The sequence below is a fragment of the Enterobacter cloacae complex sp. ECC445 genome, from assembly GCF_021892025.1.
Taxonomy (GTDB): domain Bacteria; phylum Pseudomonadota; class Gammaproteobacteria; order Enterobacterales; family Enterobacteriaceae; genus Enterobacter; species Enterobacter chengduensis.
Genome location: NZ_JAKLRZ010000012.1, coordinates 15,718 through 40,815, shown reverse-complemented (window position 1 = coordinate 40,815; position 25,098 = coordinate 15,718). Strand labels below are relative to the sequence as shown.

Below are 25,098 nucleotides of genomic sequence, written 5' to 3'. Positions count from 1 at the left end.
CGGTTTATTTGCAGGGGGGTATAATACCGCCCGAATCGTCACAAAGGGTACGCCTAAATCCTTATACTGCGCGGCGACACCTTACTTTTTACTTACCGGAGGCTTCATGGATCCCGATCCCACACCTCTCCTGAGCGAGAGCACGCGTTCTTTCCGGTAAGCCAGCCCGTTGCTGACTCACCGGTGATGTGAGGCAGCAACGTCCCAAACGTTCCTGCTTGAAAAATTGAGTGCCTCTCAGGTACGGCCTTGCCACGCCTGAAGGGAATGCTGCGTCCGCCGTTGCGGATGCGGAGGAATGACTATGTTTAAAAATATCACCCGGCAGCTGCAGGCCCTGCTGAGCCGCCATCTGCCGCACCGCCTTGTTCAGCGCGACCCGCTGCCCAATGCCAAAAACATGGCGGGCACCGCGATCCCCGCGTCCCTGACCGAACGCTGCCTGAACGTGGCGGCGATGGATGAAAACGAAGTCTGGCGCGCCTTTGGCGGGCACCCGGAAGGGCTGAACGCGTCCGAAGTGGAAAAAATCCGCGCCGTGCATGGCGATAACCAGATCCCGGCGCAAAAGCCCTCTCCGTGGTGGGTACACCTGTGGCTCTGCTACCGCAACCCGTTCAACCTGCTGCTGACGGTGCTCGGCATTATCTCCTACGCGACGGAAGATCTGTTTGCCGCAGGGGTGATTGCCCTGATGGTGGGGATTTCCACGCTGCTGAACTTCATTCAGGAAGCCCGCTCTACAAAAGCGGCGGACGCCCTGAAGGCGATGGTCAGCAACACCGCGACCGTCTCGCGCGTGATCAACGATCTCGGCGAAAACGCCTGGGTGGAGCTGCCTATCGACCAGCTGGTGCCGGGCGATCTGGTGAAGCTGGCTGCGGGAGACATGATCCCGGCGGATTTACGCATCGTCCAGGCGCGCGATCTGTTCGTGGCCCAGGCCTCGCTGACCGGGGAATCCCTGCCCGTTGAAAAGGTGGCGCGCAGCCGCGACCCGCAGCAGATGAACCCGCTCGAGTGCGATACCCTGTGCTTTATGGGCACCACGGTGGTCAGCGGCACCGCGCAGGCGATTGTCACCGCCACCGGGGGCAACACCTGGTTTGGCCAGCTTGCCGGACGCGTCAGCGAGCAGGAGAGCGAGCCGAACGCCTTCCAGAAAGGGATTGGCCGCGTCAGCATGCTGCTGATCCGCTTTATGATGGTGATGACGCCCATCGTGCTGCTGATCAACGGCTACACCAAAGGCGACTGGTGGGAAGCGGCGCTGTTTGCGCTCTCCGTGGCCGTCGGCTTAACGCCGGAAATGCTGCCGATGATTGTCACCTCCACGCTGGCGCGCGGCGCGGTGAAGCTCTCTAAACAGAAGGTGATCGTCAAACACCTCGACGCCATTCAAAACTTTGGCGCGATGGACATTCTCTGCACCGATAAAACCGGCACCCTGACCCAGGACAAAATCGTGCTGGAGAACCACACCGATATCTCCGGCAAAACCAGCGAGCGCGTGCTGCACAGCGCGTGGCTGAACAGCCACTACCAGACCGGGCTGAAAAACCTGCTCGATGTCGCGGTGCTGGAAGGGGTAGATGAGGAGTCCGCCCGCACGCTCTCCGGGCGCTGGCAGAAGGTGGACGAAATCCCGTTCGACTTCGAGCGCCGCCGGATGTCGGTGGTGGTGAGCGAGCGGACGGACGTGCATCAGCTGATCTGCAAAGGCGCGCTGCAGGAGATCCTCAACGTGTCGACGCAGGTGCGCTATAACGGCGACATCGTGCCGCTGGACGACACCATGCTGCGCCGCATCAAGCGCGTCACCGACAACCTGAACCGTCAGGGGCTGCGCGTGGTGGCGGTGGCGAGCAAGTTCCTGCCGGCGCGCGAGGGGGATTACCAGCGTATCGACGAATCCGATCTGATCCTCGAGGGTTATATCGCCTTCCTCGATCCGCCGAAAGAGACCACCGCACCGGCGCTGAAGGCGCTGAAGGCGAGCGGTATCACCGTTAAAATCCTCACCGGCGACAGCGAGCTGGTGGCCGCGAAGGTGTGCCACGAAGTGGGGCTGGACGCGGGCGACGTGGTGGTGGGCAGCGACATTGAGCACCTGTCCGACGACGAGCTGGCGAAACTGGCGCAGCACACCACGCTGTTTGCCCGCCTGACGCCGATGCACAAAGAGCGCATCGTCACCCTGCTCAAGCGCGAAGGGCACGTGGTGGGCTTTATGGGCGACGGCATCAACGACGCGCCCGCGCTGCGTGCGGCGGACATCGGTATCTCCGTCGATGGCGCGGTGGATATCGCCCGCGAGGCGGCGGATATCATCCTGCTGGAAAAGAGCCTGATGGTGCTGGAGGAGGGCGTGATCGAAGGGCGCCGCACCTTCGCCAACATGCTCAAGTACATCAAAATGACCGCCAGCTCCAACTTCGGCAACGTCTTCAGCGTGCTGGTGGCGAGCGCGTTCCTGCCGTTCCTGCCGATGCTGCCGCTGCACCTGCTGATCCAGAACCTGATGTACGACGTGTCTCAGGTGGCGATCCCGTTTGATAACGTGGACGACGAGCAGATCCAGAAGCCGCAGCACTGGAACCCGGCGGATCTCGGGCGCTTTATGCTGTTCTTTGGCCCGATCAGCTCCATCTTCGACATCCTGACCTTCTGCCTGATGTGGTTTGTGTTCCACGCCAACACCCCGGAACATCAGACGCTGTTCCAGTCCGGCTGGTTCGTGGTGGGGCTGCTGTCGCAAACGCTGATTGTGCATATGATCCGCACGCGCCGCATTCCGTTCATCCAGAGCCGCGCGGCGTGGCCATTGATTGTGATGACGGGAATTGTGATGGCGCTCGGCATCGCGCTGCCGTTCTCGCCGCTGGCGAGCTACCTGCAGCTGCAGGCGCTGCCGCTGAGCTACTTCCCGTGGCTGGTGGCGATCCTCGCGGGCTACATGGTGCTGACGCAGATGGTGAAAGGATTTTATGCGCGTCGGTATGGGTGGCAGTGATTTTTTTTACCCTCGCCCCTTTGGGGAGAGGGCCGGGGTGAGGGGACTGGCTTTCCTCCCAAATTCAACAACCTGTGATCGCCGTCGGCGCATTCGCTTGACGACAATTTGTACGCATGTTAACAGAATGTTTTGCCTTTATTTGGCCCGTCAGATAAGGAACATTCATGTTACGGTACAGTCTCTTAACCGCCGGGCTGATGCTCGGCGCTTCTGCCCTTGCCGCCCCGGCAGGGGATCTCCCTTTAATGCCCTGGCCTGCGAAGGTCGAACGCCCGACCACGCAGGGCGCGCTGGTGCTCGGCAACGACGTATCCATTAGCGTCATCGGGGACGATCTCGGCGACGCCATCAGCCGCCTGCGCCAGCGCATGGCCCTGCAAACCGGCTGGACGCTGCAGCCGCAGGCTGAAAAGCCAGACAAACCGACGATCCGCATCGCCATCGCGAAAAAGGTAAAACCGCAGCCGCTGCCGGACAGCGATGAAAGCTACAGGCTTACGGTGGACGCCAGCGGTGTGAACATCTCCGCCAACACCCGCTTCGGCGCACTGCGCGCCATGGAAACCCTGCTCCAGCTGGTGCAGAACGGCGCGGAAAACACCTCGCTGCCGTGGGTGACCATCGAAGATTCCCCGCGCTTCCCGTGGCGCGGGCTGCTGCTCGACTCGGCGCGCCACTTTATCCCGCTGCCGGATATCAAGCGCCAGATCGACGGTATGGCCGCCGCCAAGCTCAACGTCCTGCACTGGCACTTAACCGACGATCAGGGCTGGCGCTTCGGCTCGACGCGCTACCCTAAGCTGACCCAGCTTGCCAGCGACGGCCTGTTCTACACGCCTGAACAGATGCGTGAGGTTGTGCGCTACGCCGCCGAGCGCGGCATCCGCGTGGTGCCGGAGATCGACATGCCGGGCCACGCCTCGGCGATTGCCGTGGCTTACCCGGAGCTGATGAGCGCGCCGGGGCCGTACGCCATGGAGCGCCACTGGGGCGTGCTGAAGCCGGTTCTGGATCCAACCAAAGAGGCAACTTACGCCTTTGCCGACGCGATGGTCAGCGAACTGGCGGCGATCTTCCCCGATCCGTATCTGCACATCGGCGGCGACGAGGTGGACGACAGCCAGTGGAAAGCGAACCCGGCCATCCAGCAGTTCATGCGCGACAACAGGCTGGCGGACAGCCACGCGCTGCAGGCGTACTTCAACCGCAAGCTGGAGTCCATTCTTGAGAAGCATCATCGGCAGATGGTCGGCTGGGACGAAATTTATCATCCCGATCTGCCAAAAAGCATTCTGATCCAGTCCTGGCAAGGGCAAGACGCGCTGGGGCAGGTGGCGCAGAACGGCTACAAAGGCATTCTCTCGACGGGCTTCTATCTCGACCAGCCCCAGTCCACCGCCTATCACTACCGCAACGAGATCGTCCCGCAGGGGCTGAACGGCGTGGACGTCATAGCCGACACCGACAGCGCCCAGAGCTGGGCCTTTTCCATGCCGCGCCTGAAGGGCAAGCCGGTGGAGGGGAGCTTTACCCTGGTGAAAGGGGATGCGGGCTGGCGCGGGTTCATTGATTTTGCCGGGAAATCCCGCCGCGCGGTGCAGAACATCGAATGGCGCGACGACAGCCAGGTGACGTTTACCGTTGATACCTGGATGGGCGAAACGCGCCCGGTCGTCTCCGTCGATAACGACAAGCTCACCGGTTACTTCCTGGTGGGCAATACTCGCTATCCGATTAGCGGTACCCGTCTGGACGAGGTGCCGAGAGGCACGCCGCCCGTCGTGCCGGACGCGGCGAATCAGGCCAACCTGCTTGGCGGGGAAGCGGCGCTGTGGGCAGAAAACGTGGTCGCGCCGGTGCTGGATATCCGCCTGTGGCCGCGCGCCTTTGCGGTGGCGGAGCGGCTGTGGTCCGCCCAGGACGTCAACGATGTCGACAACATGTACACCCGCCTGCAGGCGATGGACAGCTGGTCGACGGTGTCGGTCGGGCTGCAGCAGCATACCCAGCAGCAGGTGCAGTTTACGCGCCTTGCGAATAATGCCGACACGCTGCCGCTGCAGATCCTCGCTCAGGCGATTGAGCCCGCGCAGTACTACACCCGTCAGCACCTCAAGTTCCAGGCCGGAAACTATCATCAGTTCGAGCCGCTCAACCGCTTCGCCGATGCGCTGAACGCTGAAAGCGCCACCGTGCGCCAGATGCACCGGTGGGCGGACCGGCTGGTGAGCGACGCAGAAGATACGGAAAGCGCCGACGCGCTGCGCCACGTCTTTAACCGTTGGCAGAGCAACACCAGCGACGCGCTGGCGCTAAGCGAAAACAGCTATCAGCTGAAGGCGATAAAGCCGGTGATTCAGGAGGTCGACAAGCTTTCGTCGATTGGCCTGCGGCTCACCGACCTGGTGGCGCGTCAGGGTACGCTGGACGATAAGGAGATTGCGTCGATTCAGCGCGAGCTGGATAACGCGGCAAAGGTGCAGGACGAAGTGGTGATTGCGGCGGTCTATCCGCTGGAGACGCTGCTGCGCGCGACGCGGAATCAGTAGAAAAAATACCCCTCACCCCAAAGGGGCGAGGGGCTCGATCGGTTCCCTCTCCCTTTGGGAGAGGGTTAGGGTGAGGGAATCAGGCAACTCAGTTCTTCAACACCCACGCCTCTTTCCAGTGTGAACCCACGCCGGGTTCAAACTGGGTGGCGGTCGCGCTGTACTGCTTGCAGTACCCGCTGTACGGGAACGGCTTGCACTCATACGTCTTACCGTCTTTAGGCTGCAACACCACGGTGCCCGCCTTATAAGAGGCAACGTTATCCGGGAAGATAAAATCAGACTTACCGGTATTGCCGGAGGCGGCTTCACCTTCGAGCATCATATCCAGCACGTCCTGCGCGAACAGGGTGCCGGCTTTATTGGTGGCGTAGTATTTCAGCATGTGGTGCCCTGGCGTGACGTTTGTCAGGTTCATGGTCACGTCCTGGTTGCTGTTATTCATATCCTGCTTCAGGTAGCCTTTTTCCGCCCCGGGATGGTTTAACACGTGCGCTTCAACGTTCACGTCACCCTGGGTATTGACGTGGAATGTCACCGTCGCGGCACCGTTAATCACTTTGCTGTAATGCAGGTCAGTCACGGCGATGGACTCATTCACCACTGCTTTTTGCTCTTCATAAGAAATTGCCACCGACTTCAGCGTGCTGCCCTCTTTTACGAAAACGCTGTTTGCGCCGTGAACCGGGTTAACGTCTCCGCTTTCATCCTTCACGCCGACGCGCACGTCGCTGTGGGCGCTGTTAATTTTTTGCGCCAGATCGTAAGCCCACTGGTTGGCATCGCCCTGTTGAGGCGAGACGATGGTCAGCTCGGTCGCCATGGAGGCGATTTCGCCATTGGCATCGAAGAAGCGGGCAATCACCTTATCGCCCACGTTGAGGTTGTTACCCGCGACCTGGCCGCTTAGCGTTTTGCGCCAGACGGAGGCGGCGGCCGGGGTTTCGTCCGGCGTGACGTTACCGCCGTTGCCGAAATCAACGTCAATGGCCTGATAGAAACTGTTCGCGGTATCCGCAATTTCCCACACGCCGTAAATAACCTGATAGCCGGTACGTTCTGGCACGTTACAGTTCATCGACTGGGTCATTGCGGGCGCCTGGCCGTTGCCGTTCACTGTGCAAAACGGCGTTAAGTCGAACTGATCGCGGGTCAGCGGCTTGTTCGGATTCCAGTTTTGTTTGGTGATGTAATAACGCCAGTTGGTGGTTTTGTGCGGCGCGGTGTGGTGCCAGACAAACTGATGCACCCCGGCGGTCATCGGCGTTTTGGTCCAGGCATTCTGGCTTTGCTTATCAAGCTGGGAGTAGTTGGCAATTCCGGCGCTGGCGAGTTCGCCATCCGGCGGCAGGTTCCCTGACGGGAAACCGGAGGCCCGTTCTACGCTCTGGGGTTCATATTCCACCAGACCGCAGTCAATATTTTGTCCCTGTTTGCACATATAAGCGCGGCTGGCGGGAGATTCGATATAGCCGTGCGCCAGCGCAGAAGAGGCTACCGTGAAGGTTGCTACAGCCAACGCAATGCTGGAGATTTTCATTTTTAGTCCGAAGCGGGAATTGATAAAGGTGTGCGAGTGTATTTATTCCCGGACCGCGCCGTCATCGTCTTGCGAAGGTAAAAATAGCCAATAAAAAAGGCAGCCGAAGCCGCCCTGTATAAACTGAAATAAATTAGCGACGTACGGCAATCGCTTCGATTTCAATTTTCACGTCTTTTGGCAGACGCGCCACTTCCACGCAGGAGCGCGCCGGGAAGGTGGCGTTGTGCTCGGTGAAGAAGGCTTCGTAAGTGGCGTTAACGGTCGCGAAGTCGTTCAGATCTTTCACGAAAACGGTGGTTTTGACGATGTCGCCCACTTTCAGTCCGGCAGATTCAACGATAGCCTGCACGTTTTCCAGCGACTGGCGTGCCTGCGCCGCGACGTCGGCTGGCACTTCACCGGTTTTTGGGTTCACCGGGATCTGACCTGAGGTAATGATCATGCTGCCCAGATCAACGCCCTGAACGTAAGGGCCGATAGCGGCTGGTGCATTTTCCGTCGCGAGTACTTTGCTCATGTTTTCTCCAGAATGACAGCGTTAAGAATGTTCCCGGCCATTATAACAGCCGGGATTTCATTACCAACCTCAATTAGTTGGCCAGCACCACATAATGAGAAAACTCTTTTTCGCAGTATTTGCATTTGAGCGCGATGTCATCGGCGCGTTTTTTCACTGCAAAGCTGGAGGAAACCGGCTCAGCATGGCTGATGCAGTTGCTGTTCGGGCAGACCAGCACGCGCTCGATGCGATCCGGCAGGCTCGGGCGGGATTTGCCGACCACTTCATACTCGTCGATGCGGTTGACGGTGGCGTCCGGCGCGTACAGCGACAGCTGGTTAACCTGCTCGTCGGTCAGGAAGGTGTTCTCGATTTTAATCAGGTCCTTGCGGCCCATCTCGCCCGACGGCAGGTTCAGGCCGATGGTGATGCGCTGGTCGGTTTCGGTCAGCTTGAACAGCGTCAGCAGCTTAAAGCCCACCCGGGCAGGGATATGGTCAATCACGGTGCCACGCTTGATGGCTTCAACCTGGAGTTTGTTATCGTGCGTCATGGTCGTCTCCCCTTACAGAGCTAAGTCGCGATTCAGAACCAGTGCCAGTAACGCCTGGCGGGCGAAGATGCCGTTCCCGGCCTGCTGGAAGTACCAGGCGTGCGGCGTTTTATCCACGTCTGTGGCGATCTCATCGATGCGCGGCAGCGGGTGCAGCACCTTCATGTTGTTGCGCGCGCCCTCGAGGTCGCTGGCGCGCAGCACGAACTGCGCCTTCACGTTGGCGTACTCGGACGGGTCCAGACGCTCTTTCTGCACGCGGGTCATGTAGAGGATATCCACGTGGCTCATCACCTCTTCGATGCTGGCGTGCAGGCTCCACTGGATGCCTTTCTCGTCCAGCATGTCGAGAATGTACTGCGGCATCGCCAGCGCGTCCGGGGCGATGAAGAAGAAGCGGTTGCCGTTAAATTTCGCCAGCGCCTGGGTCAGGGAGTGGACGGTGCGGCCATATTTCAGGTCGCCGACCATGGCGATGTTCAGGTTCTCGAGCGTGCCCTGCGTCTCCTGAATGGTGAACAGATCCAGCAGGGTCTGCGTCGGGTGCTGGTTAGCACCGTCACCGGCGTTCAGCACCGGAATGCCGCCGGAGAATTCGGTCGCCAGACGCGCCGCGCCCTCCTGCGGATGACGCATCACAATCGCGTCGACGTAGGTGCTAATCACTGAAATGGTATCCGCCAGAGTCTCGCCTTTTTTACCCAGCGACGTGTTGCTGCTGTCCGAGAAGCCCACCACGCTCGCGCCCAGGCGGTGCATGGAGGTTTCGAAGGAGAGGCGGGTGCGGGTCGAGGCTTCAAAGAAGCAGCTCGCAATGACCTTGTGCTTCAGCAGCTCCGGTTGCGGATTGGCCTTCAGTTTTGCCGCGGTTTCCAGAACCAGTTCCAGCTCTTCGCGGCTGAGGTCGTTTATGGAAATGATGTGTTTTTGATAAAGCGGATTCATGTTTATCTCCTGACGCCGGGCAAAAAAAAGCCCCTCAAATGAGGGGCTCTGGGAATAGGTTTAGCAACGGGAAGAAAAACGGCAGGCCAGCGTCTGATTTCAGACGCGGTAAGACGTTATGTCGTACACGCTTGACCATGCTTCCTCCCGGCAAATTGTCGGGCATTATACGCAGCTCGCTTTGGGGATCAAGCGATTTAATGCACGCTTTACTCAATGCAAACGGTTCTTTGTGAATATTAATGCGTTCTGAGTAAATAATTAATTTGCTTATGTACCAGCGCGGTGCGCTTCACCACCCGGGGGGCGACCCAGACGATACTGCTGCCCGCCACCACGCCTAAAATTTCCGGAAGCTGGTGATAATCCAGAATACGCGCCACCGCGCGGCCATATCCGGCGACGGTATGAACAAGGATAAACTCGCTATTGTGCTCGACGCTGACCACCATTTCGGACACGGTACGCGCGGCGTCGGGAGCCGGGCGCAGCTGGGGATTCAGCGAATAAATCTTTAGCCCTTTGGCATTTCGAATTTTTATGACGCCGAGCAATTTAAGCAGACGTGAAACGGTGGACTGGCTGATGGTTTCAAAACCACGCTCCTGCAAATCCCGGCGGATCTCCTCCTGAGAGAGATAACTCTTTTCTGCGATCAGGCGCTGGCAGACCGTCAGCTGAAGCTGTTCTTTTGGAGAGTAATCACCATATTCCGTCATAACTATTTCCCATGTAAGTGGCTGAAACAAAACGCCCGGTGGCGCTACGCTTACCGGGCCTACAACTTCAAAACATCACAACAACGCCCCCAGGCTTAACGCCACCATGATCACCACCGTCAGGATCCCCAGCAGAGGCGCCACCCATTTCAGATAGCGCACGTAGGGCACGCGGGCGATAGCCAGCCCGCCCATGACCACCGCCGAGGTCGGCGTGACCAGGTTAACGATGCCGGAGGCGGACTGGTAAGCGGTTACCACCAGGTCGCGGTTGACGTTAGCGAAATCGGCAAGCGGTGCCATGATCGGCATCGTCAGAACGGCCAGGCCGGATGAAGAAGGCACAAGAAACGACAGCACGACCTCCAGCCAGTACATCACGTTGATAAACGCCACCGTGGACAACCCGCTGACCAGACCTTCCGCGCTGTGCAAAATGGTGTGGGTAATCATGCCCTTATCCATAATGACTACGATACCGCGCGCGATGCCGATAATCAGCGCGACGCCCAGCAAATCTCGCGCGCCGTTGATAAACGTAGACGTCAGCTCCTCTTCGCTCATCCGCGCAATCAGCCCGACGATAATTGCGCTGGCGAGAAACACCGCCGAGATCTCCGCCATCCACCACCCGAGCACCGCCACGCCGTAGATCATGACCGCGAAGGCGAGGGCGAAAATCACCAGGATGAGTTTGCGCACCGGGGTGAATTCCAGCGACTGTTCGCCCTTGTTGCCGAGGAAGTAGGCGCGGTTCTCTTCCTGCTTATCCGCCACGATCGACAGCGATGGATCCTGGCGCACCCTGCGGGCGTAACGCATCACCCACGCCACGCAGATGATCCAGCCGATGACCAGCAGCGCCACGCGCAGGGCGATGCCGTTAGTGAAGGGGATCCCGGCGGCGTTGGCGGCGATCACCGTGGCGAACGGGTTAATGGTGGAACCGAGCGTGCCGATCCCCGCGCCGAGCAGCACGGTGGAGGCGGCGACCACCGGATCAAAGCGGGCGGCCAGCATTACCGGCACCAGCAGGGTATAGAACGGCAGCGACTCTTCGGCCATGCCGTAAATCGTGCCGCCTGCGGCGAACAGCGCCATCAGGATCGGGATCATCCACTCCTCGCGCCCGCGCAGCCGGGTGGTAACGCGCTCGATCCCTGCGTCAATCGCGCCGGTTTTGGTGACGATCCCGAGAAATCCCCCGATGATCAGAATAAACAGCGCCACGTCGATCGCCCCGGCCTGGCCGGAGACCGGATCGTACAGCCCGGCAATGGGCGCCATCAGGACGGAAACCAGCCCCTGCGGATGTGACGCCACGTGCGCGTAGGTGCCGGCAATCGGGACTTCTTTACCGAGGGTCTCGTTCATCGCCATCTGGTACTGACCGGCGGGGACGACCCAGCTCAGCGCCGCCACAACGGCAATCAGAAAAAAGAGAATGGTGTAAGCGGAGGGAAACTTAAACTTGCCCATGATGTTCTCCTTAAACCCGGCGCACCCCGCGGCGCGCCGGGCGATGATTAGTCGCCGAGTGTCGCCACCATGACCGCTTTGATGGTGTGCATGCGGTTCTCGGCCTCGTCAAAGACGATGGAGTTTGGCGATTCGAAGACCTCTTCCGTCACCTCCAGCCCCTTCAGCCCGTACGCCATCTCGATCTCGCGGCCCACCTTAGTGTGCTCGTTGTGGAACGCGGGCAGGCAGTGCATGAACTTGACGTTCGGGTTGCCGGTGGCCTTCATCACGTCCGCATTGATCTGATACGGCTTCATCAGGCTGACGCGCTCGGCCCAGGCCTCCTTCGGCTCGCCCATAGAGACCCACACGTCGGTGTAGAGGAAATCGGTCCCGCGAACGCCTTCTTCCACGTCGTCGGTGAGGGTGATGCGCGCGCCCGTCTCTTTGGCGATGGCGCGGCACTGCTCAACCAGCCCGGCTTCCGGCCAGAAGGATTTCGGTGCCACGAGGCGAATATCCATCCCCATCTTGGCCGCGCCGACCATCAGCGAGTTGCCCATGTTGTTGCGTGCGTCGCCCAGATAGGCAAAGCTCAGCTCCGGCAGGATTTTGCCCGGCGCGTGCTCCAGCATGGTCATCAGATCGGCGAGGATCTGCGTCGGATGGAATTCGTCGGTCAGGCCGTTCCACACCGGGACGCCCGCGTACTCGCCCAGCTCTTCAACAATCGCCTGGCCGTAGCCGCGGTATTCGATGCCGTCGTACATGCGGCCCAGCACGCGGGCGGTGTCCTTCATCGACTCTTTATGGCCGATCTGCGATCCGCTTGGGCCGAGGTAGGTCACCTGCGCGCCCTGGTCGAACGCGCCCACTTCGAAGGCGCAGCGGGTGCGGGTGGAGGTTTTTTCAAAGATCAGGGCGATGTTTTTCCCGACCAGGGTTTGCTTTTCGCGCCCGGCTTTTTTGGCCGCCTTCAGCTCGATAGCGAGGTCGATCAGGTACTGGATCTCCGCCGGGGTGTAGTCCAGCAGTTTCAGGAAGTTGCGGTTTTTCAGGTTGATGGTCATGTGGGAAATCCTTTTTAAATGAATGTCTAAGACCTTCCCCCTCACCCCAGCCCTCTCCCCAAAGGGGAGAGGGTGTTTGAAGTCCCCTCTCCCCTTTGGGGAGAGGGTTAGGGTGAGGGGAGAGGGAGTTTAGTTACGAATCAACGTGCCTTTCTCGCCCGCCAGGATCTCCGCGCCGTCGGCCAGCGCGCCGATCCCGGCAATGCCGTTGCAGGCTTCAACAAACTCGCGGCAGGCGGCCACTTTCGGCCCCATCGATCCGGCGTCAAACTGCATGCCTCTGAGCAGCTCCGTCGTCACCTGCGCCAGCGGGCGCTGGGTTGGCTTGCCCCAGTCGAGATACACCGCGTCGGCATCGGTGAGGATCAGCAGGGCGTCGGCCTCAATCTGGCGGGCCAGCAGGGCGGCGGAGAGGTCTTTGTCGATCACCGCCTCAATCCCGCGATAGCCGTTGGCGTTTTCCACCACCGGCACGCCGCCGCCGCCGTTGCAGATCACCAGGTGGTCGCGCTGGATCAGCGCCGTGATGGCGTCGCTCTCGACGATGCGTTTCGGCTGCGGTGACGGCACCACGCGGCGGACGTAGCTGCCGTCGGCCTTAAACACCCAGCCTTTTTCCGCGGCCAGCGTTTTTGCCTGGGCTTCGCTGTACACCGGGCCGATGTATTTGGTCGGGTTGCTGAACGCCGGGTCGGCGGCGTCCACTTCCACCTGCGTGAGCAGGACGCTCACCTCACGCTGCGGCAGGCTGTTTTTCAGCGCCTGCTGGAGCATGTAGCCGATCATTCCCTGACTTTCGGCGCCGAGAACGTCCAGCGGGTAAGGGGTCACTTTGTCGTAGGCGCTGTTCTGCAGCGCCAGCAGCCCGACCTGCGGCCCGTTGCCGTGCACCAGCACCACGCGCCACTGCGCCGTCAGCCCGGCGATGGTGCGGGCGGCCTGCTCAATGTTCTGGCGCTGGATCTCTGCTTCCAGCGGCTCGCCGCGCTTGAGCAGCGCGTTGCCGCCCAGGGCCACAACCAGAGTGGGTTTTCGTTCCATGATGGCTCCTTTAAATTCCGTCGCGTTCCAGCGGGCAGCTCATGCAGCGCGCGCCGCCGCGGCCGCGTCCCAGCTCGTCGCCCGGGATGGGCAGCACGGTGATGCCCGCTTTGTCGTACTTCTCGTTAGTCCAGACGTTGCGCTCGTAGCCGATCACCACGCCCGGGCGGATGGTCAGCACGTTGTTGGCGTCGTTCCACTGCTCGCGTTCGGCCTCAAAGGCGTCGCCGCCGGTGGTGATCAGGCGCACCTGGCTAATGCCGAGCGCCTTCTCGATGGCGTGCAGCAGGTCGGTTTCCTGCGTGCGCAGCAGGCCGCCGCGTCCGTCCGGGGTGAGCGTCCAGCACTGGGCGTCTTTGCGCACCACTTCCGGGTAGACGGAGAAGGTATCCACGTCGATGTGGGTCATCACGGTGTCGAGGTGCATGCAGGAGCGGTGTTTTGGCAACTCAACGGCGATCACGCGCTCGGCCTGGCGGTGTTTGAACAGGCTGTTGGCGAGGAACTCCACGCCCTGCGGCGTCGTGCGTTCGGACATGCCGATCAATACCGCCCCGCGGCCAATGACTAATACGTCGCCGCCTTCCAGAGTGGCGTGGTCGTAATTAATATTCTCGTCGCCGAAATACTTAATAAAATCGCCGTCGGCAAACGCCGGGTGCCAGCGATATATTGCCCGAAGGTTATTGGTTTCGCGCTGACGGGCCGGTTTGGCCATTGGGTTAATGGAAACGCCGTTATAAATCCAGCAGGAGGTGTCGCGAGTAAATAAATGGTTCGGCAGCGGCTTCATAATAAAATCATTCGCCGTGTGGGTATCCACCACCATATTTTTAATGGCCGCCGGAATTTCGCCGTAGGTTAATCCGCCGCTTAATCTGCGCGCCAGCTCTCGGTGCGGCATATCCGCCAGCCAGCCGCGCACGTCGCCGGCAAAGGTGGGGCCGAGGCGGTAGTCAGAGATTTGAGTATCCAGCAGCCAGGCTTTCGCCTCTGCAATATCAAGGGTTTGTGTCAGAAGGTCGGTCAACAGCAGGACTTCCACACCCTGCTCGCGCAGCGTGTTTGCGAAGATGTCATGCTCCTCACCCGCCCGTTCAACCGAGAGCACGTCATCAAAAAGCAGCTCCTGACAATTCGATGGCGTTAAGCGTTTCAGGCTTAAATTTGGGCGGTGCAGCATAACGCTACGCAATTGACCAATTTCAGAACCGACGTAATGCTTTTCCATAATTATTCCTTTAACTGTTTTTCAGAATAAAAAGGGCATGCGCCATGTGATGTATTTAATTGCATGGCGGCTAAGCTCAATTGATTTCGAGGTTCATACTAGGCGGTTAAATAATGATTATTGTGATGCAGTTCACGCGAAAATGGATATTAAGGAGTTTGTTTTCATTTGCATGATTCGCATCAGATAATGATTAATTTCATATTATTGAGGGGTGAATAGCTAAGCAGGATCCGGTGGCATTATTCGAGGTTGTTATTATTTTGTAGATTTTAATATCTTGAAATATGTTTCTATGTTGCTGATTTCAAATCATAAAAATAATGTATAAGAATGGCTATGCAATTAAGGTAATTAACTATTTTTGACTTAAGAAAAATCAATAAATAATTATGGTTTTTTAGAGCAAATTATCAAAATAACAAAGTGTGAGACGACAAGGGTTTTTGTTAATTAAAGCGCATTATCAAGGGCTTAGAGCGGTCTCGCGACACGCGTTTATTAAGGTTATGCATAACCTCTGCATAATTGCCCGGGCAGGATTAACAGAAAATTAACATCTTTCTCGATAAACATGCGCTCGCGCAAACCTCTTCCAAAAACGGCTGGTATGGCAGCCTGGATTCTCGTATAAGAGATGAAAATGAAACGTTGTTTTATATCGAGGGTTTTCGCATGATCATTGGCAACATCCACCATCTCCAGCCCTGGCTGCCCGACGCGCTGCGCCAGGCGATTGAGCACATCAAAAGCCACGTCACCGACGCAACGCCGACAGGCAAGCATGATATCGACGGCAACAGTCTGTTTTATCTGGTCTCTGAAGACATGACTCAGCCGTTTGCCGAGCGCCGCGCCGAGTACCACGCGCGCTATCTGGATATCCAGATCGTGATGAAGGGCCAGGAGGGGATGACCTTCAGCACCCTGCCGCACGGCACGCCGGACACCGACTGGCTGGCGGACAAAGACATCGCGTTCCTGCCGGAAGGCCAGCAGGAGAAAACCGTGGTGCTGAGCGAAGGGGATTTCGTGGTGTTCTGGCCGGGCGAAGTGCACAAGCCGCTGTGCGCGGTGGGGACGCCTGCTAAGGTGCGAAAAGTCGTGGTGAAAATGCTGGTGGCAAGGTAAAAGCAAAAACGACAACCCTGTTGTCGTTTTCTAGTGTTTGCTCCCTCTCCCCGTGGGAGAGGGCCGGGGTGAGGGGACCAGTGCGCAGAGGACCCAATCACTCCCCAAGCGTCGCCACCATCACCGCCTTGATCGTATGCATCCGGTTTTCCGCCTGGTCGAACACGATGCTCGCCGCTGACTCAAACACCTCGTCCGTCACCTCCATCCCGCCGTGCAGGTCGAACTCCTTCGCCATCTGCTTGCCGAGCGTGGTCTGGTCGTCATGGAACGCCGGCAGACAGTGCAGGAACTTCACGTCCGGATTGCCGGTCAGCGCCATCATCTGCGCGTTCACCTGATACCCGCGCAGCAGCGCAATCCGCTCCGCCCACTTCTCTTTGGCTTCGCCCATCGACACCCAGACGTCGGTATAGATAAAGTCCGCGCCCTTCACGCCCGCCGCCACGTCTTCCGTCAGGGTGATTTTGCCGCCGTGCTTCTCCGCCAGCGCGCTGCACTCCGCCACCAGGCTCTCTTCCGGCCAGCAGGCCTTCGGGGCCACCAGGCGCAGATCCAGCCCGGTCAGCGCCGCCGCTTCCAGCATCGAGTTGCCCATGTTGTTGCGCGCGTCGCCCGCGTAGACCAGCGTCATCTCGCTAAACGCCTTGCCCGGCAGGTGCTCCTGCATGGTCAGCAGGTCCGCCAGCAGCTGCGTCGGGTGGAACTCGTTGGTCAGCCCGTTCCACACCGGCACGCCCGCATATTGTGCCAGCGTTTCGACGACTTTCTGGCCGTGGCCGCGATACTGAATGCCGTCGTACATCCGCCCGAGCACCCGCGCGGTATCCTTAATTGACTCTTTATGCCCAATCTGGCTGCCGCTCGGCCCTAAGTACGTGACGCGTGCGCCCTGGTCAAATGCGGCAACTTCGAAAGAGCAACGTGTACGGGTCGAGTCTTTTTCGAAGATGAGCGCGATGTTTTTACCGGTAAGCTTTTGTACTTCCTTGCCCTTTTTCTTATCGGCTTTGAGCTGTGCGGCAAGGGTCAGCAGAGAAGTGAACTGTGCAGGGGTAAAGTCGAGCAATTTCAGAAAGTGTTTCTTGTACAGATCAGACATTTTATCCTCACATGGCGAACGCCACTTATTGAATTAAAATTCACTTTATATGTGTAATTATTCATTTGCAACCCCGTTTCACAAATCTTTCCAACAAAGGTGGAGGCAAACCCGTCCGTGTGTGAAAATAGAAGTATCTGCCGCACTTTAAAGAGGATTGAGCCATGGCAAACCCGGAATTACTGGAAGAGCAACGCGAAGAGACGCGTCTGATTATTGAAGAGCTGCTGGAAGACGGTAGCGATCCGGACGCGCTGTACACCATCGAGCATCATTTCTCTGCGGATGATTTCGACGCGCTGGAAAAAATGGCCGTGGAAGCCTTTAAGCTGGGTTACGAAGTGACCGAGCCGGAAGAGCTGGAAGTGGAAGAGGGCGACACCGTCATCTGCTGCGACATCCTGAGCGAAGGCGCGCTGAAGGCGGAGCTGATCGACGCGCAGGTAGAACAGCTGATGAACCTGGCCGAGAAGTTTGAGGTGGAGTACGACGGCTGGGGAACCTACTTCGAAGATCCGAACGGTGAAGACGGCGAAGAAGGCGACGACGAAGATTACGTCGACGAAGACGACGACGGCGTGCGTCACTAAGCGTTTCAGGCGGTGGCGCTCGCCACCGCTTTTTCAAGGCAGAACCATGGATTACCCGCAGATACTCGCCCCCGTACTCAACTTCCTCCAGTGCCCGACCCCGCAAGCATGGATTGATAAAGCCCGCGACCCGGCGAACCTGCCGCTGCTGCTCACCGACCACATGGTGTGCGAGCTTAAGGCCGCCCAGACCGCGCTATTACTCGTGCGTAAATACGTCGCCGACGAAAGCGGGGCCGACGCGCTGCTCGACTGGCTCAAACCCTACGAACAGTTCACCTTCCGCGACGGCCCGGAGCCGGACTTCATCGCCCTGCACAGGCAGATTGGCAAAAGCGTGATGCCCAAAACCGACGACCCGTGGGGACAGGCGCTCATCGACAGCATGGTGCTGCTGATTAAAGAGGAACTCCACCACTTCTGGCAGGTACGCGAGGCGATGCTGGCGCGCGACATTCCGTACGTCAAAATCACCGCCAGCCGCTACGCCAAAGGAATGCTGAAGGACGTGCGCACCCACGAACCGCTGACGCTGATCGACAAGCTCATCTGTGGCGCCTACATCGAAGCCCGCTCCTGCGAACGCTTCGCCGCGCTGGCCCCGTTCCTCGACGACGACCTGCAGAAGTTCTATCTCTCGCTGCTGCGCTCGGAAGCGCGCCATTATCAGGACTACCTGACGCTGGCTCAGCAGGTGAGCGACGACGATATCTCACCGCGCATACAGCTTTTTGGCGAAATTGAAGCCACACTTATCTCGACACCGGACCACGAGTTTCGCTTCCACAGCGGCGTGCCGGTGTAAACCGGCATAATTCAAGGATAAGGATGCGAGATGAATAAAACGTGGACCCGTAGCGTAATCGTTGTTGTGGTGGCCGCCGCCGTGGCGTTCTGGGTGTTCTTCGACAGGCAGCGCGCGCCGGAACAGCAGATGGATGCTGCCCTCAACGCGATGCCCGCCTGGCAGGTGATTAAGGAGCAGGAGCCCGCGCTGCACCAGCGCATCCTCGACCAGATGGCCGCCCTGCAAAAAGCGGGCGAGCCGGAGCAGCAGATTATCGACACCATCCAGCCGCAGATCCTGCATCTGCAGATGTCGCGCCTGCAAAACGCCCCGGACGCCAACGTGGTGAACTACATGACCATTAACATGGAGCAGACCGCCGCCATCCAGAAGGTGAGCGACGACGCCTGCTTCCGCTTCCTCTACCCGGCGGTGAAGGGCGGCGTGAACCCGATGCGCATGCTGGATAAAGACCTGATGGCGCGGCGCATGCAGGCCGACGCCGACATGATGCGCGCGGCCTACGGCAAAAACCGCCACACCGTGACGCAGGCCGAGCGCGAGGCGGCCGTCGAGGACGTGCGACCGATTATGAAGGCGCTTGCCGATAAGTACGGCGAGGACATCCAGCTATTGCAGATGCCGGAGAAGGCGGCGGGCAAAGAGAAGCTCTCCTGCGATATGGTGCAGGAGATGTGGGCCAAGGTGCTGGCGCTGCCGGAGCAAAAGGCGGCGAGGGTGATTCGGCTGGCGGTGTCTGAGCTGGACTGACGAAGGGCGCTGGTTTTTTGGGCACTTAGCGCGGGTTTAGCGCGTCGTCGCTTGCATGGCGGCGCGCGACAGGTATAATCCACAACGTTTCCGCATCCCCTTCAGTGCCGAAGTGGCGAAATCGGTAGACGCAGTTGATTCAAAATCAACCGTAGAAATACGTGCCGGTTCGAGTCCGGCCTTCGGCACCAAAAGCATGTAAATGGACCTCAACTGAGGTCTTTTTTTATGTCTAAAATCCAGCATTTATCTACCTTTCCCGCTATATTAACTCTCTCAAGGTCAACCGACATCAATGTACATCTACCAACACATGTTGGTACAGATGATGGTATTTCCGGTTCGATAATGCTTGTACCAACAGGGAGGGGATAAGCATGGCGTTAACAGATATCAAGGTCAGAACAGCCAAGCCAACGGATAAGCAATACAAACTGACCGATGGCAGCGGTATGCACCTTCTTGTCCATCCAAATGGTTCTAAGTACTGGCGTTTGCAGTACCGTTATGACGGCAAGCAAAAGATGCTGGCACTTGGGGTTTACCCTGAAATCACACTGGCGGATGCCAGAGCACGTCGTGACGAAGCGCGTAAGCTACTAGCGAATGGCGTCGATCCGGGAGACAAAAAGAAAAATGATAAGGTTGAACAGAGTAAAGCACGAACCTTTAAAGAGGTAGCGATCGAGTGGCATGGCAGCAATAAAAAGTGGTCTGAAGATCACGCCCATCGTGTGCTAAAAAGTCTGGAAGATAATCTCTTTGCAGCGCTTGGTGAACGTAATATCACTGAGTTAAAAACGCGCGATTTATTAGCGCCCATTAAAGCCGTAGAGATGTCTGGACGTCTTGAGGTTGCTGCTCGTCTTCAACAGCGCACTACGGCCATCATGCGTTATGCAGTGCAAAGTGGGTTAATTGATTATAACCCGGCACAAGAGATGGCTGGGGCGGTTGCTTCCGGTAATCGACAACATCGTCCGGCGCTGGAATTAAAGCGCATCCCTGAGTTGCTTGAGAAAATAGATAGCTATACCGGCAGGCCGCTAACCCGCTGGGCGACAGAACTCACTCTGCTTATCTTTATTCGGTCCAGTGAGCTGCGTTTTGCTCGCTGGTCAGAAATCGATTTTGAAACGTCAATATGGACCATCCCGCCTGAGCGAGAGCCTATTCCTGATGTGAAACATTCTCAGAGAGGCTCAAAGATGCGTACACCGCATCTGGTGCCACTTTCAAAGCAGGCGCTGGCGATCCTGAAGCAGATAAAACAGTTCTGTGGTGAACATGAGCTGATTTTTATTGGCGATCATGATCCGCGTAAGCCAATGAGTGAAAACACGGTAAACAGTGCGCTACGGGTGATGGGATATGATACTAAGGTTGAGGTTTGCGGCCACGGCTTCCGTACAATGGCCTGTAGTTCGTTAATTGAGTCAGGGCTATGGTCGAAGGATGCGGTAGAACGTCAGATGAGCCATATGGAACGTAACTCAGTGCGGGCAGCGTATATCCATAAAGCGGAACATCTGGATGAGCGCAAGCTGATGTTGCAGTGGTGGGCTGATTTTCTGGATGCGAATCGGGAGAAAGGGATTACGCCGTTTGACTATGCGAAGGTAAATCGGGGCAATGTCTAGCATATGTGTTTAATAAAATAAAACTAATCAGCCATCCTCCCTTAGGAGGATGGCTGATGGTCTTTACTGGAAGTAGTGTTTCTGTGACCACCGTAACGATTATCCCTCATCAGCAATAATAACTACGCAAACTTGTTAGTAACTAGAGTATTAATCAGGTTATTCCACTAGCGGGGCGTATAGAATGGCTAACAGGGTATAACGACCAGCCCTCAATGAACACGAGTCCACGTAAACATAGCTTCAAATTGCTGAGGATTGATACGTAGTGTGCGTATGCTAATAAGAACGTGATTCACGGAATCTTTAGTCACTTTCTATATCTACATGGCCCCAAGAAAATTGTGTGGTAGTATACGGATGAGATTAATGAGTTTGTCAACGGCGAGATTGCAGTAGGGGCAGTGCATAAATAAAAACCATCAAGATATATTCAAGATTTGATGGCTTTATCACTTAATAACAAAATAATATCGGCTATATCAATCGTAATAATCGGGATCGTTCATCCAATCTGGTCCAACCTCACCAAGGTCGATAGTTATACTTGAGCTAATAACTTCAATACTATCGATTTCAATATCATTACCATCTCTGTTAAAATTAATTATAATATCGATATCTATATCCTCTGAATTATTGAAGATTCCTCCCCCCATACCAATAAATTCTTTATCAATACCATCCCAGGTATTGAAGTCAAGAGTAGTCTCAATATCAACGTTACAGTTCACTGTATATTGTACCGAAAAAGATTCTTCTTCAGTATCAATAATGCTTAGGGTTGAGAGGAATTTTTCGAAATCATTTATAGGTTGTTGTTGATCATCTACCATTGTTAACTCTGAAGATTCAACGTCGTAGTAGAACGATGAGCTTGCTTCTACATCAACTGTTAAGTTATAAAGTTGATGTGGTATTGATTCTATTATTTCTTTATTTAGCTCATCAATATTGATAGTTTTCAGAGCATTAATGATATTGACTGAAGCATTCGAGTGTAATGCAGTTAATGCATTAGAGAGTTCATCAATAAAATATAATAAAGGTGAAGTCTCACAAAATTCTTTCCAGTCATTGTCTTTTGAAACGGCTAAAATTTTGGTATTGTTAGATTCAGCCCAAACTTCAAGGGCTGAAAGAGCTAAAGCATCAGGGAACTCATTTTTTTTATCTTTTTTGATAGCAAATGGTGCTATTTTATTAAAGTATAAATCTATGACTTTACTTAAGCTTGATAGCTCTGCACATTTTATTTCTCTGGCGCCAGCCTTCTTTTTGAAGTCATCAAATCGAGCTTTAGATATTTCATCTTCATTACTCGTAAATAGCTCATCCATTAACTCTTGTCTGCGTTGAGGTGTAACTCCCCACGAGTTACCTATAACTTTAAGGCTATTTTTCGTCTCAGCTTTGTTCTTTTTTGCCTCTTCAATAAGGTGTGATAATGTTTCATGCTGAATCATATCAACAACAATGAATTTTATTTCAGTATTTTTGAATTGTGAGAGTTTTGATAATATTCCGACTTCAAATCCATAGTGATGATGGATATAAATAGAGGTGTCCAGGGTTATTGCCCCTATTTCTCTATTTGAAATTAATCGTTTCAAGTCGTCAATGCTAATATTAGGCATTTTGATTACCTTATTTATTGGTCTTTTGAAAATAGTTTGTCTGTTAACCTGTTTAATAGGTCATTATTACTCTGTATACGCATTATTGATTTTGTGTTGTTAATTTTTTGCACTATTGCTCTATAATTTTCTTGCAGGGAAAATGGCGGTAGCGATATTTCAAAGTTCAATAGCTCTTTCCTGTTTAATTTAGGGATGTTTGCCCTGTCTGGTAAGGTTTCGGTATATTTTGTGAAAAAATCAGATAGTAAGAGCTGCCATAAAAATTCACGATTAGTTTTGTTTGCTATAGGTTTTACAGGATACATATCGGCCGAACATAATCCACTGAAATCAGGAATTGCACATTTTTTCAAGTAAGGTCGTATCTTTGAATACAACACGTAACTTTCATCAAAAAGGAATTTTTTACTGATTAAATTTTCTTCTCGTGCAGTTAGCGCAGATAAAAGTAATCCAGTATTTTTTTCAATTCTATCAGGACCGATATGTATTAAGTCGATAAACTTGTCTTCTCTTGGATCCACCATTGGGGCATCCAGAGTCACAATATCACCTAATTTTACTCTATTTCCACAATCATCTAATTGGGGGAACATCTCCAAAAACGTAGCACGCAAAAAATCATCAGCCAGTTTGATAGCTTGCTCGCGTTTTTGGCGTATACTATCGGCTTTATCAAGAATAGCAGCGATACGTTTTTGTTCGCTTAACGGTGGTAATGGTATTTGAATATTTTCAAGCATTGACTTACGTAATGCTGGGATGGTAGTTGCACCAGAAAATTGATAAAGATCTAGTGACCGCATAAAGTAAAATAGATAATTAGTATCAACTAGATTATTATCAGGAACTAGCCCCATTACATTGTTATCTATTACCATTTCTACAGTAGTAACAGCACGGAAATTTTGCTTAATCGCTTCTCCAATTTTTGCAAAAACAATGGTTCCTTTGGGTATGGTTTTTGCTTTTAAATTCCTAAGTATATCTTTATCAATATAATTTCCAGCATGAAAAATATTTTTATGACCGCTTCTTACTACAGCTGATATATCACCAACCTTAGCGAAAGGGTAATCCCCTTCTTTTTTTCCTTGGTACTCTATAGGGAATCCAAAACCTGCTTTGAACTCCCCAATGCTACCTAACTTCACTATTGGCCAACTCACAGCATCCCCTCCAGCTCATCCAGATCCGCCAGAATCTCTTTTTCCAGATCCTTCAACCGCTTCAGTATCACTTTCGGATCTTCATACACCTCCGCCTGGTACACCACTTCTTTATAACGGTTAATGGAGAGGTCGTATTTCTGCGCTGCAATATCCCCTTTCGGCACCACAAACGCCGCCTGAGTGCGATCTTTAAAATCAACACCAGCATCAATCCCTTCCGGGTGCTGCTGTTTCAGCTGCGAGGCTAACTTCTCACCCATAAAGTTATCAACCGGTAGCCCACGTAAAGTACGGTAATGCTTCCAGCTTGCCAGCAGATGCGGCAGGTCGTTGTCTTTTATCGGGTTACGCTTGTCATCCAGGCTGTAGCCGTCATTTTGTAGATCGTAGAACCAGACTTCATCCGTCTGACCGCCTTTGGTAAAGATCAGGATCGCCGTTGCCACGCCAGCGTAAGGCTTAAATACACCGGAAGGCAGATTGATCACCGCTTCCAGTTGGTTATCTTCCACCAGCGTTTTACGTAGAGACTGATGCGCCTTGCTGGAGCCAAACAGTACGCCCTGCGGCACGATAGTGGCACTGCGTCCGCCTACTTTCAGCATTTGCAGAATGCGCGCCAGGAACAGCAGCTCAGTTTTCTTGGTTTTCACCATCGCCGACAGCGTGGCGTCGATATCTTCCTCATCCAGTGAACCGGTAAACGGTGGGTTCGCCAATATCAGGTTGAAAGCATTTTTGCTAGCCTGCGGGAAGTTGGTGCTGAAACTCTGGCTCATGGTGTCCTGATAGTGGATATCCGGCTCTTCCACGCCGTGCATAATCAGGTTCATAGCGGCGATACGCAGCATAGTAGTGTCAAAGTCGTAGCCGTGGAACATGTTGTTATCCACATGGACACGCCACGGCGTCAGCAGATCACCGGTATAGATTTTTTGCTCTTCCAGCTCACCGCGTTCGTTGCTGCCAATCTCGGTATGGATGGACTCCAGCGAGCTGTATTTCTCCAGCAGGTACTCATAGCTGGTCGCCAGAAAACCACCAGTGCCACAGGCTGGATCGCAAATCGTCTCACCACGCGCCGGGTTCGGCTCCATCATTTCAACCATTGTGCGGATAATGTGGCGCGGCGTGCGGAACTGACCGTTGATCCCGGCGGTGGTCAGCTTGCTTAATAGGTATTCGTAGAGATCGCCTTTGGTGTCGCCACGATCCAGCGGCAGGTTTTTGATCACTTCCACGGCTTTGGTCAGCAGAGAAGGTTTGACGATCTCCAGACGAGCATCTTTCATAAAGTTGCCCAGCAGTGTCACCTTCGACGCATCGGCCTGGCCGAGCTGGCGGAAATGCTGGAATACGCCGTCGCGCACTACTTCCATCATTTCATCTGAACCGAGGTTACTGTAGTGACTAAAACGGAACTCCTGCTGCTCAGGCGCAAAGCGCGGTTTAAAATCAATACCCGCGATTTGTTTACGTTTCTCGTCCCGCTGTTCCTGGGTATCCAGCATTCGGGAGTACATCAGGTAGGTGATTTGTTCGATTACGGTCAGCGGGTTAGTGATACCGCCCACCCAAAAATCTTCCCATAGTCCGTCGATTTTACTTTTTAAGTCACCGGTGATCATTGTTAACGTC

22 protein-coding genes, 1 tRNA gene and 1 pseudogene are annotated in these 25,098 nt (G+C 55.2%); 9 read left to right on the top strand and 15 right to left on the bottom strand.

Annotated features, from left to right (window positions below; genetic code table 11):
• Positions 1 to 304: 304 nt before the first annotated feature.
• Together mgtA and L6R44_RS12410 are read left to right on the top strand one after the other, a co-directional pair.
• Positions 305 to 3,013, top strand: coding sequence for a magnesium-translocating P-type ATPase (mgtA, locus tag L6R44_RS12415; protein WP_237424403.1), 2,709 nt, complete (start codon positions 305 to 307; stop codon positions 3,011 to 3,013).
• A gap of 167 nt (positions 3,014 to 3,180) precedes the next feature.
• A complete protein-coding gene (locus L6R44_RS12410) occupies positions 3,181 to 5,565 on the top strand; it encodes a beta-N-acetylhexosaminidase (RefSeq protein ID WP_237424402.1) in 2,385 nt (794 codons plus the stop codon).
• An 88-nt stretch (positions 5,566 to 5,653) separates the two neighbouring features.
• Here the strand turns inward: L6R44_RS12410 and gbpA are convergent, their stop codons facing one another.
• The 5 genes from gbpA to L6R44_RS12385 form a co-directional block, all read right to left on the bottom strand.
• On the bottom strand, positions 5,654 to 7,105 hold the full coding sequence (gene gbpA, locus L6R44_RS12405; protein ID WP_237424401.1) for an N-acetylglucosamine-binding protein GbpA: 1,452 nt from the start codon (positions 7,103 to 7,105) through the stop codon (positions 5,654 to 5,656).
• Between the two features lie 133 nt (positions 7,106 to 7,238).
• Entirely contained in the window at positions 7,239 to 7,625 is a 387-nt protein-coding gene (gene ridA, locus L6R44_RS12400; RefSeq protein ID WP_003863373.1) for a 2-iminobutanoate/2-iminopropanoate deaminase, read from the bottom strand.
• A gap of 73 nt (positions 7,626 to 7,698) precedes the next feature.
• A complete protein-coding gene (gene pyrI / locus L6R44_RS12395; RefSeq protein ID WP_032643868.1) occupies positions 7,699 to 8,160 on the bottom strand; it encodes an aspartate carbamoyltransferase regulatory subunit in 462 nt (153 codons plus the stop codon).
• Positions 8,161 to 8,172: 12 nt separating this feature from the next.
• On the bottom strand, positions 8,173 to 9,105 hold the full coding sequence (gene pyrB, locus L6R44_RS12390) for an aspartate carbamoyltransferase (protein WP_237424400.1): 933 nt from the start codon (positions 9,103 to 9,105) through the stop codon (positions 8,173 to 8,175).
• Positions 9,106 to 9,139: 34 nt separating this feature from the next.
• Positions 9,140 to 9,244: a pyrBI operon leader peptide gene (locus L6R44_RS12385; RefSeq protein WP_022646880.1), complete on the bottom strand. Its 105-nt coding sequence runs from the start codon at positions 9,242 to 9,244 to the stop codon at positions 9,140 to 9,142.
• Between L6R44_RS12385 and L6R44_RS12380 the strand changes: the two are divergent.
• A pseudogene (locus L6R44_RS12380) lies at positions 9,224 to 9,341 on the top strand (hypothetical protein). The gene L6R44_RS12385 and the pseudogene L6R44_RS12380 sit on opposite strands and share 21 nt — an antisense overlap.
• 3 nt (positions 9,342 to 9,344) lie before the next feature.
• Here L6R44_RS12380 and L6R44_RS12375 read toward each other — a convergent pair.
• The 5 genes from L6R44_RS12375 to arcA form a co-directional block, all read right to left on the bottom strand.
• Complete coding sequence (locus L6R44_RS12375) at positions 9,345 to 9,824, bottom strand: arginine repressor (RefSeq protein ID WP_023334317.1); 480 nt, start codon at positions 9,822 to 9,824, stop codon at positions 9,345 to 9,347.
• Positions 9,825 to 9,899: 75 nt separating this feature from the next.
• Positions 9,900 to 11,303 (bottom strand): YfcC family protein, encoded by a 1,404-nt coding sequence (locus tag L6R44_RS12370; RefSeq protein ID WP_237424399.1) that lies wholly within the window; start codon positions 11,301 to 11,303, stop codon positions 9,900 to 9,902.
• Positions 11,304 to 11,350: 47 nt separating this feature from the next.
• Positions 11,351 to 12,355, bottom strand: coding sequence for an ornithine carbamoyltransferase (argF, locus tag L6R44_RS12365; protein ID WP_237424398.1), 1,005 nt, complete (start codon positions 12,353 to 12,355; stop codon positions 11,351 to 11,353).
• 129 nt (positions 12,356 to 12,484) lie between these two features.
• Positions 12,485 to 13,396: a carbamate kinase gene (arcC, locus tag L6R44_RS12360; RefSeq protein WP_237424397.1), complete on the bottom strand. Its 912-nt coding sequence runs from the start codon at positions 13,394 to 13,396 to the stop codon at positions 12,485 to 12,487.
• Positions 13,397 to 13,406: 10 nt separating this feature from the next.
• Positions 13,407 to 14,627, bottom strand: a complete 1,221-nt coding sequence (gene arcA, locus L6R44_RS12355) for an arginine deiminase (RefSeq protein ID WP_042717403.1) — start codon at positions 14,625 to 14,627, stop codon at positions 13,407 to 13,409.
• Between the two features lie 675 nt (positions 14,628 to 15,302).
• Between arcA and L6R44_RS12350 the strand changes: the two genes are divergently transcribed.
• Entirely contained in the window at positions 15,303 to 15,758 is a 456-nt protein-coding gene (locus tag L6R44_RS12350; RefSeq protein WP_237424396.1) for a YhcH/YjgK/YiaL family protein, read from the top strand.
• Positions 15,759 to 15,855: 97 nt separating this feature from the next.
• Here the strand turns inward: L6R44_RS12350 and argF (L6R44_RS12345) are convergent, their stop codons facing one another.
• Together argF (L6R44_RS12345) and argL are read right to left on the bottom strand one after the other, a co-directional pair.
• On the bottom strand, positions 15,856 to 16,860 hold the full coding sequence (argF, locus tag L6R44_RS12345; RefSeq protein ID WP_237424395.1) for an ornithine carbamoyltransferase: 1,005 nt from the start codon (positions 16,858 to 16,860) through the stop codon (positions 15,856 to 15,858).
• Positions 16,830 to 16,925, bottom strand: coding sequence for a putative translational regulatory protein ArgL (gene argL, locus L6R44_RS12340; RefSeq protein ID WP_213014347.1), 96 nt, complete (start codon positions 16,923 to 16,925; stop codon positions 16,830 to 16,832). The genes argF (L6R44_RS12345) and argL overlap by 31 nt, the downstream gene beginning before the upstream one ends.
• Positions 16,926 to 17,024: 99 nt before the next feature.
• On the opposite strand from argL, the gene rraB reads away from it, so the two are divergent.
• From rraB to L6R44_RS12315, 5 genes are all read left to right on the top strand, one after another.
• Positions 17,025 to 17,450 (top strand): ribonuclease E inhibitor RraB, encoded by a 426-nt coding sequence (gene rraB / locus L6R44_RS12335; protein WP_003862940.1) that lies wholly within the window; start codon positions 17,025 to 17,027, stop codon positions 17,448 to 17,450.
• Positions 17,451 to 17,496: 46 nt separating this feature from the next.
• Positions 17,497 to 18,255: a tRNA isopentenyl-2-thiomethyl-A-37 hydroxylase MiaE gene (miaE, locus tag L6R44_RS12330; RefSeq protein WP_032625253.1), complete on the top strand. Its 759-nt coding sequence runs from the start codon at positions 17,497 to 17,499 to the stop codon at positions 18,253 to 18,255.
• 30 nt (positions 18,256 to 18,285) lie between these two features.
• Positions 18,286 to 19,008 carry a topoisomerase II gene (locus tag L6R44_RS12325; RefSeq protein ID WP_237424394.1) on the top strand — a complete coding sequence of 241 codons (723 nt, stop codon included), beginning with the start codon at positions 18,286 to 18,288 and terminating at the stop codon, positions 19,006 to 19,008.
• A 106-nt stretch (positions 19,009 to 19,114) separates the two neighbouring features.
• A tRNA-Leu gene (locus L6R44_RS12320) sits at positions 19,115 to 19,199 on the top strand.
• A gap of 186 nt (positions 19,200 to 19,385) precedes the next feature.
• Complete coding sequence (locus tag L6R44_RS12315; protein WP_237424393.1) at positions 19,386 to 20,648, top strand: tyrosine-type recombinase/integrase; 1,263 nt, start codon at positions 19,386 to 19,388, stop codon at positions 20,646 to 20,648.
• Positions 20,649 to 21,130: 482 nt separating this feature from the next.
• Here L6R44_RS12315 and L6R44_RS12310 read toward each other — a convergent pair whose 3' ends face one another.
• The 3 genes from L6R44_RS12310 to L6R44_RS12300 are packed head-to-tail and all read right to left on the bottom strand — an operon-like array spanning position 21,131 to position 25,088.
• Positions 21,131 to 22,285, bottom strand: a complete 1,155-nt coding sequence (locus L6R44_RS12310; RefSeq protein WP_237424392.1) for a PIN domain-containing protein — start codon at positions 22,283 to 22,285, stop codon at positions 21,131 to 21,133.
• Between the two features lie 14 nt (positions 22,286 to 22,299).
• Positions 22,300 to 23,457, bottom strand: coding sequence for a restriction endonuclease subunit S (locus L6R44_RS24935; RefSeq protein ID WP_237424391.1), 1,158 nt, complete (start codon positions 23,455 to 23,457; stop codon positions 22,300 to 22,302).
• Entirely contained in the window at positions 23,454 to 25,088 is a 1,635-nt protein-coding gene (locus tag L6R44_RS12300) for a type I restriction-modification system subunit M (protein ID WP_237424390.1), read from the bottom strand. The genes L6R44_RS24935 and L6R44_RS12300 overlap by 4 nt, the downstream gene beginning before the upstream one ends.
• Positions 25,089 to 25,098: the final 10 nt, after the last annotated feature.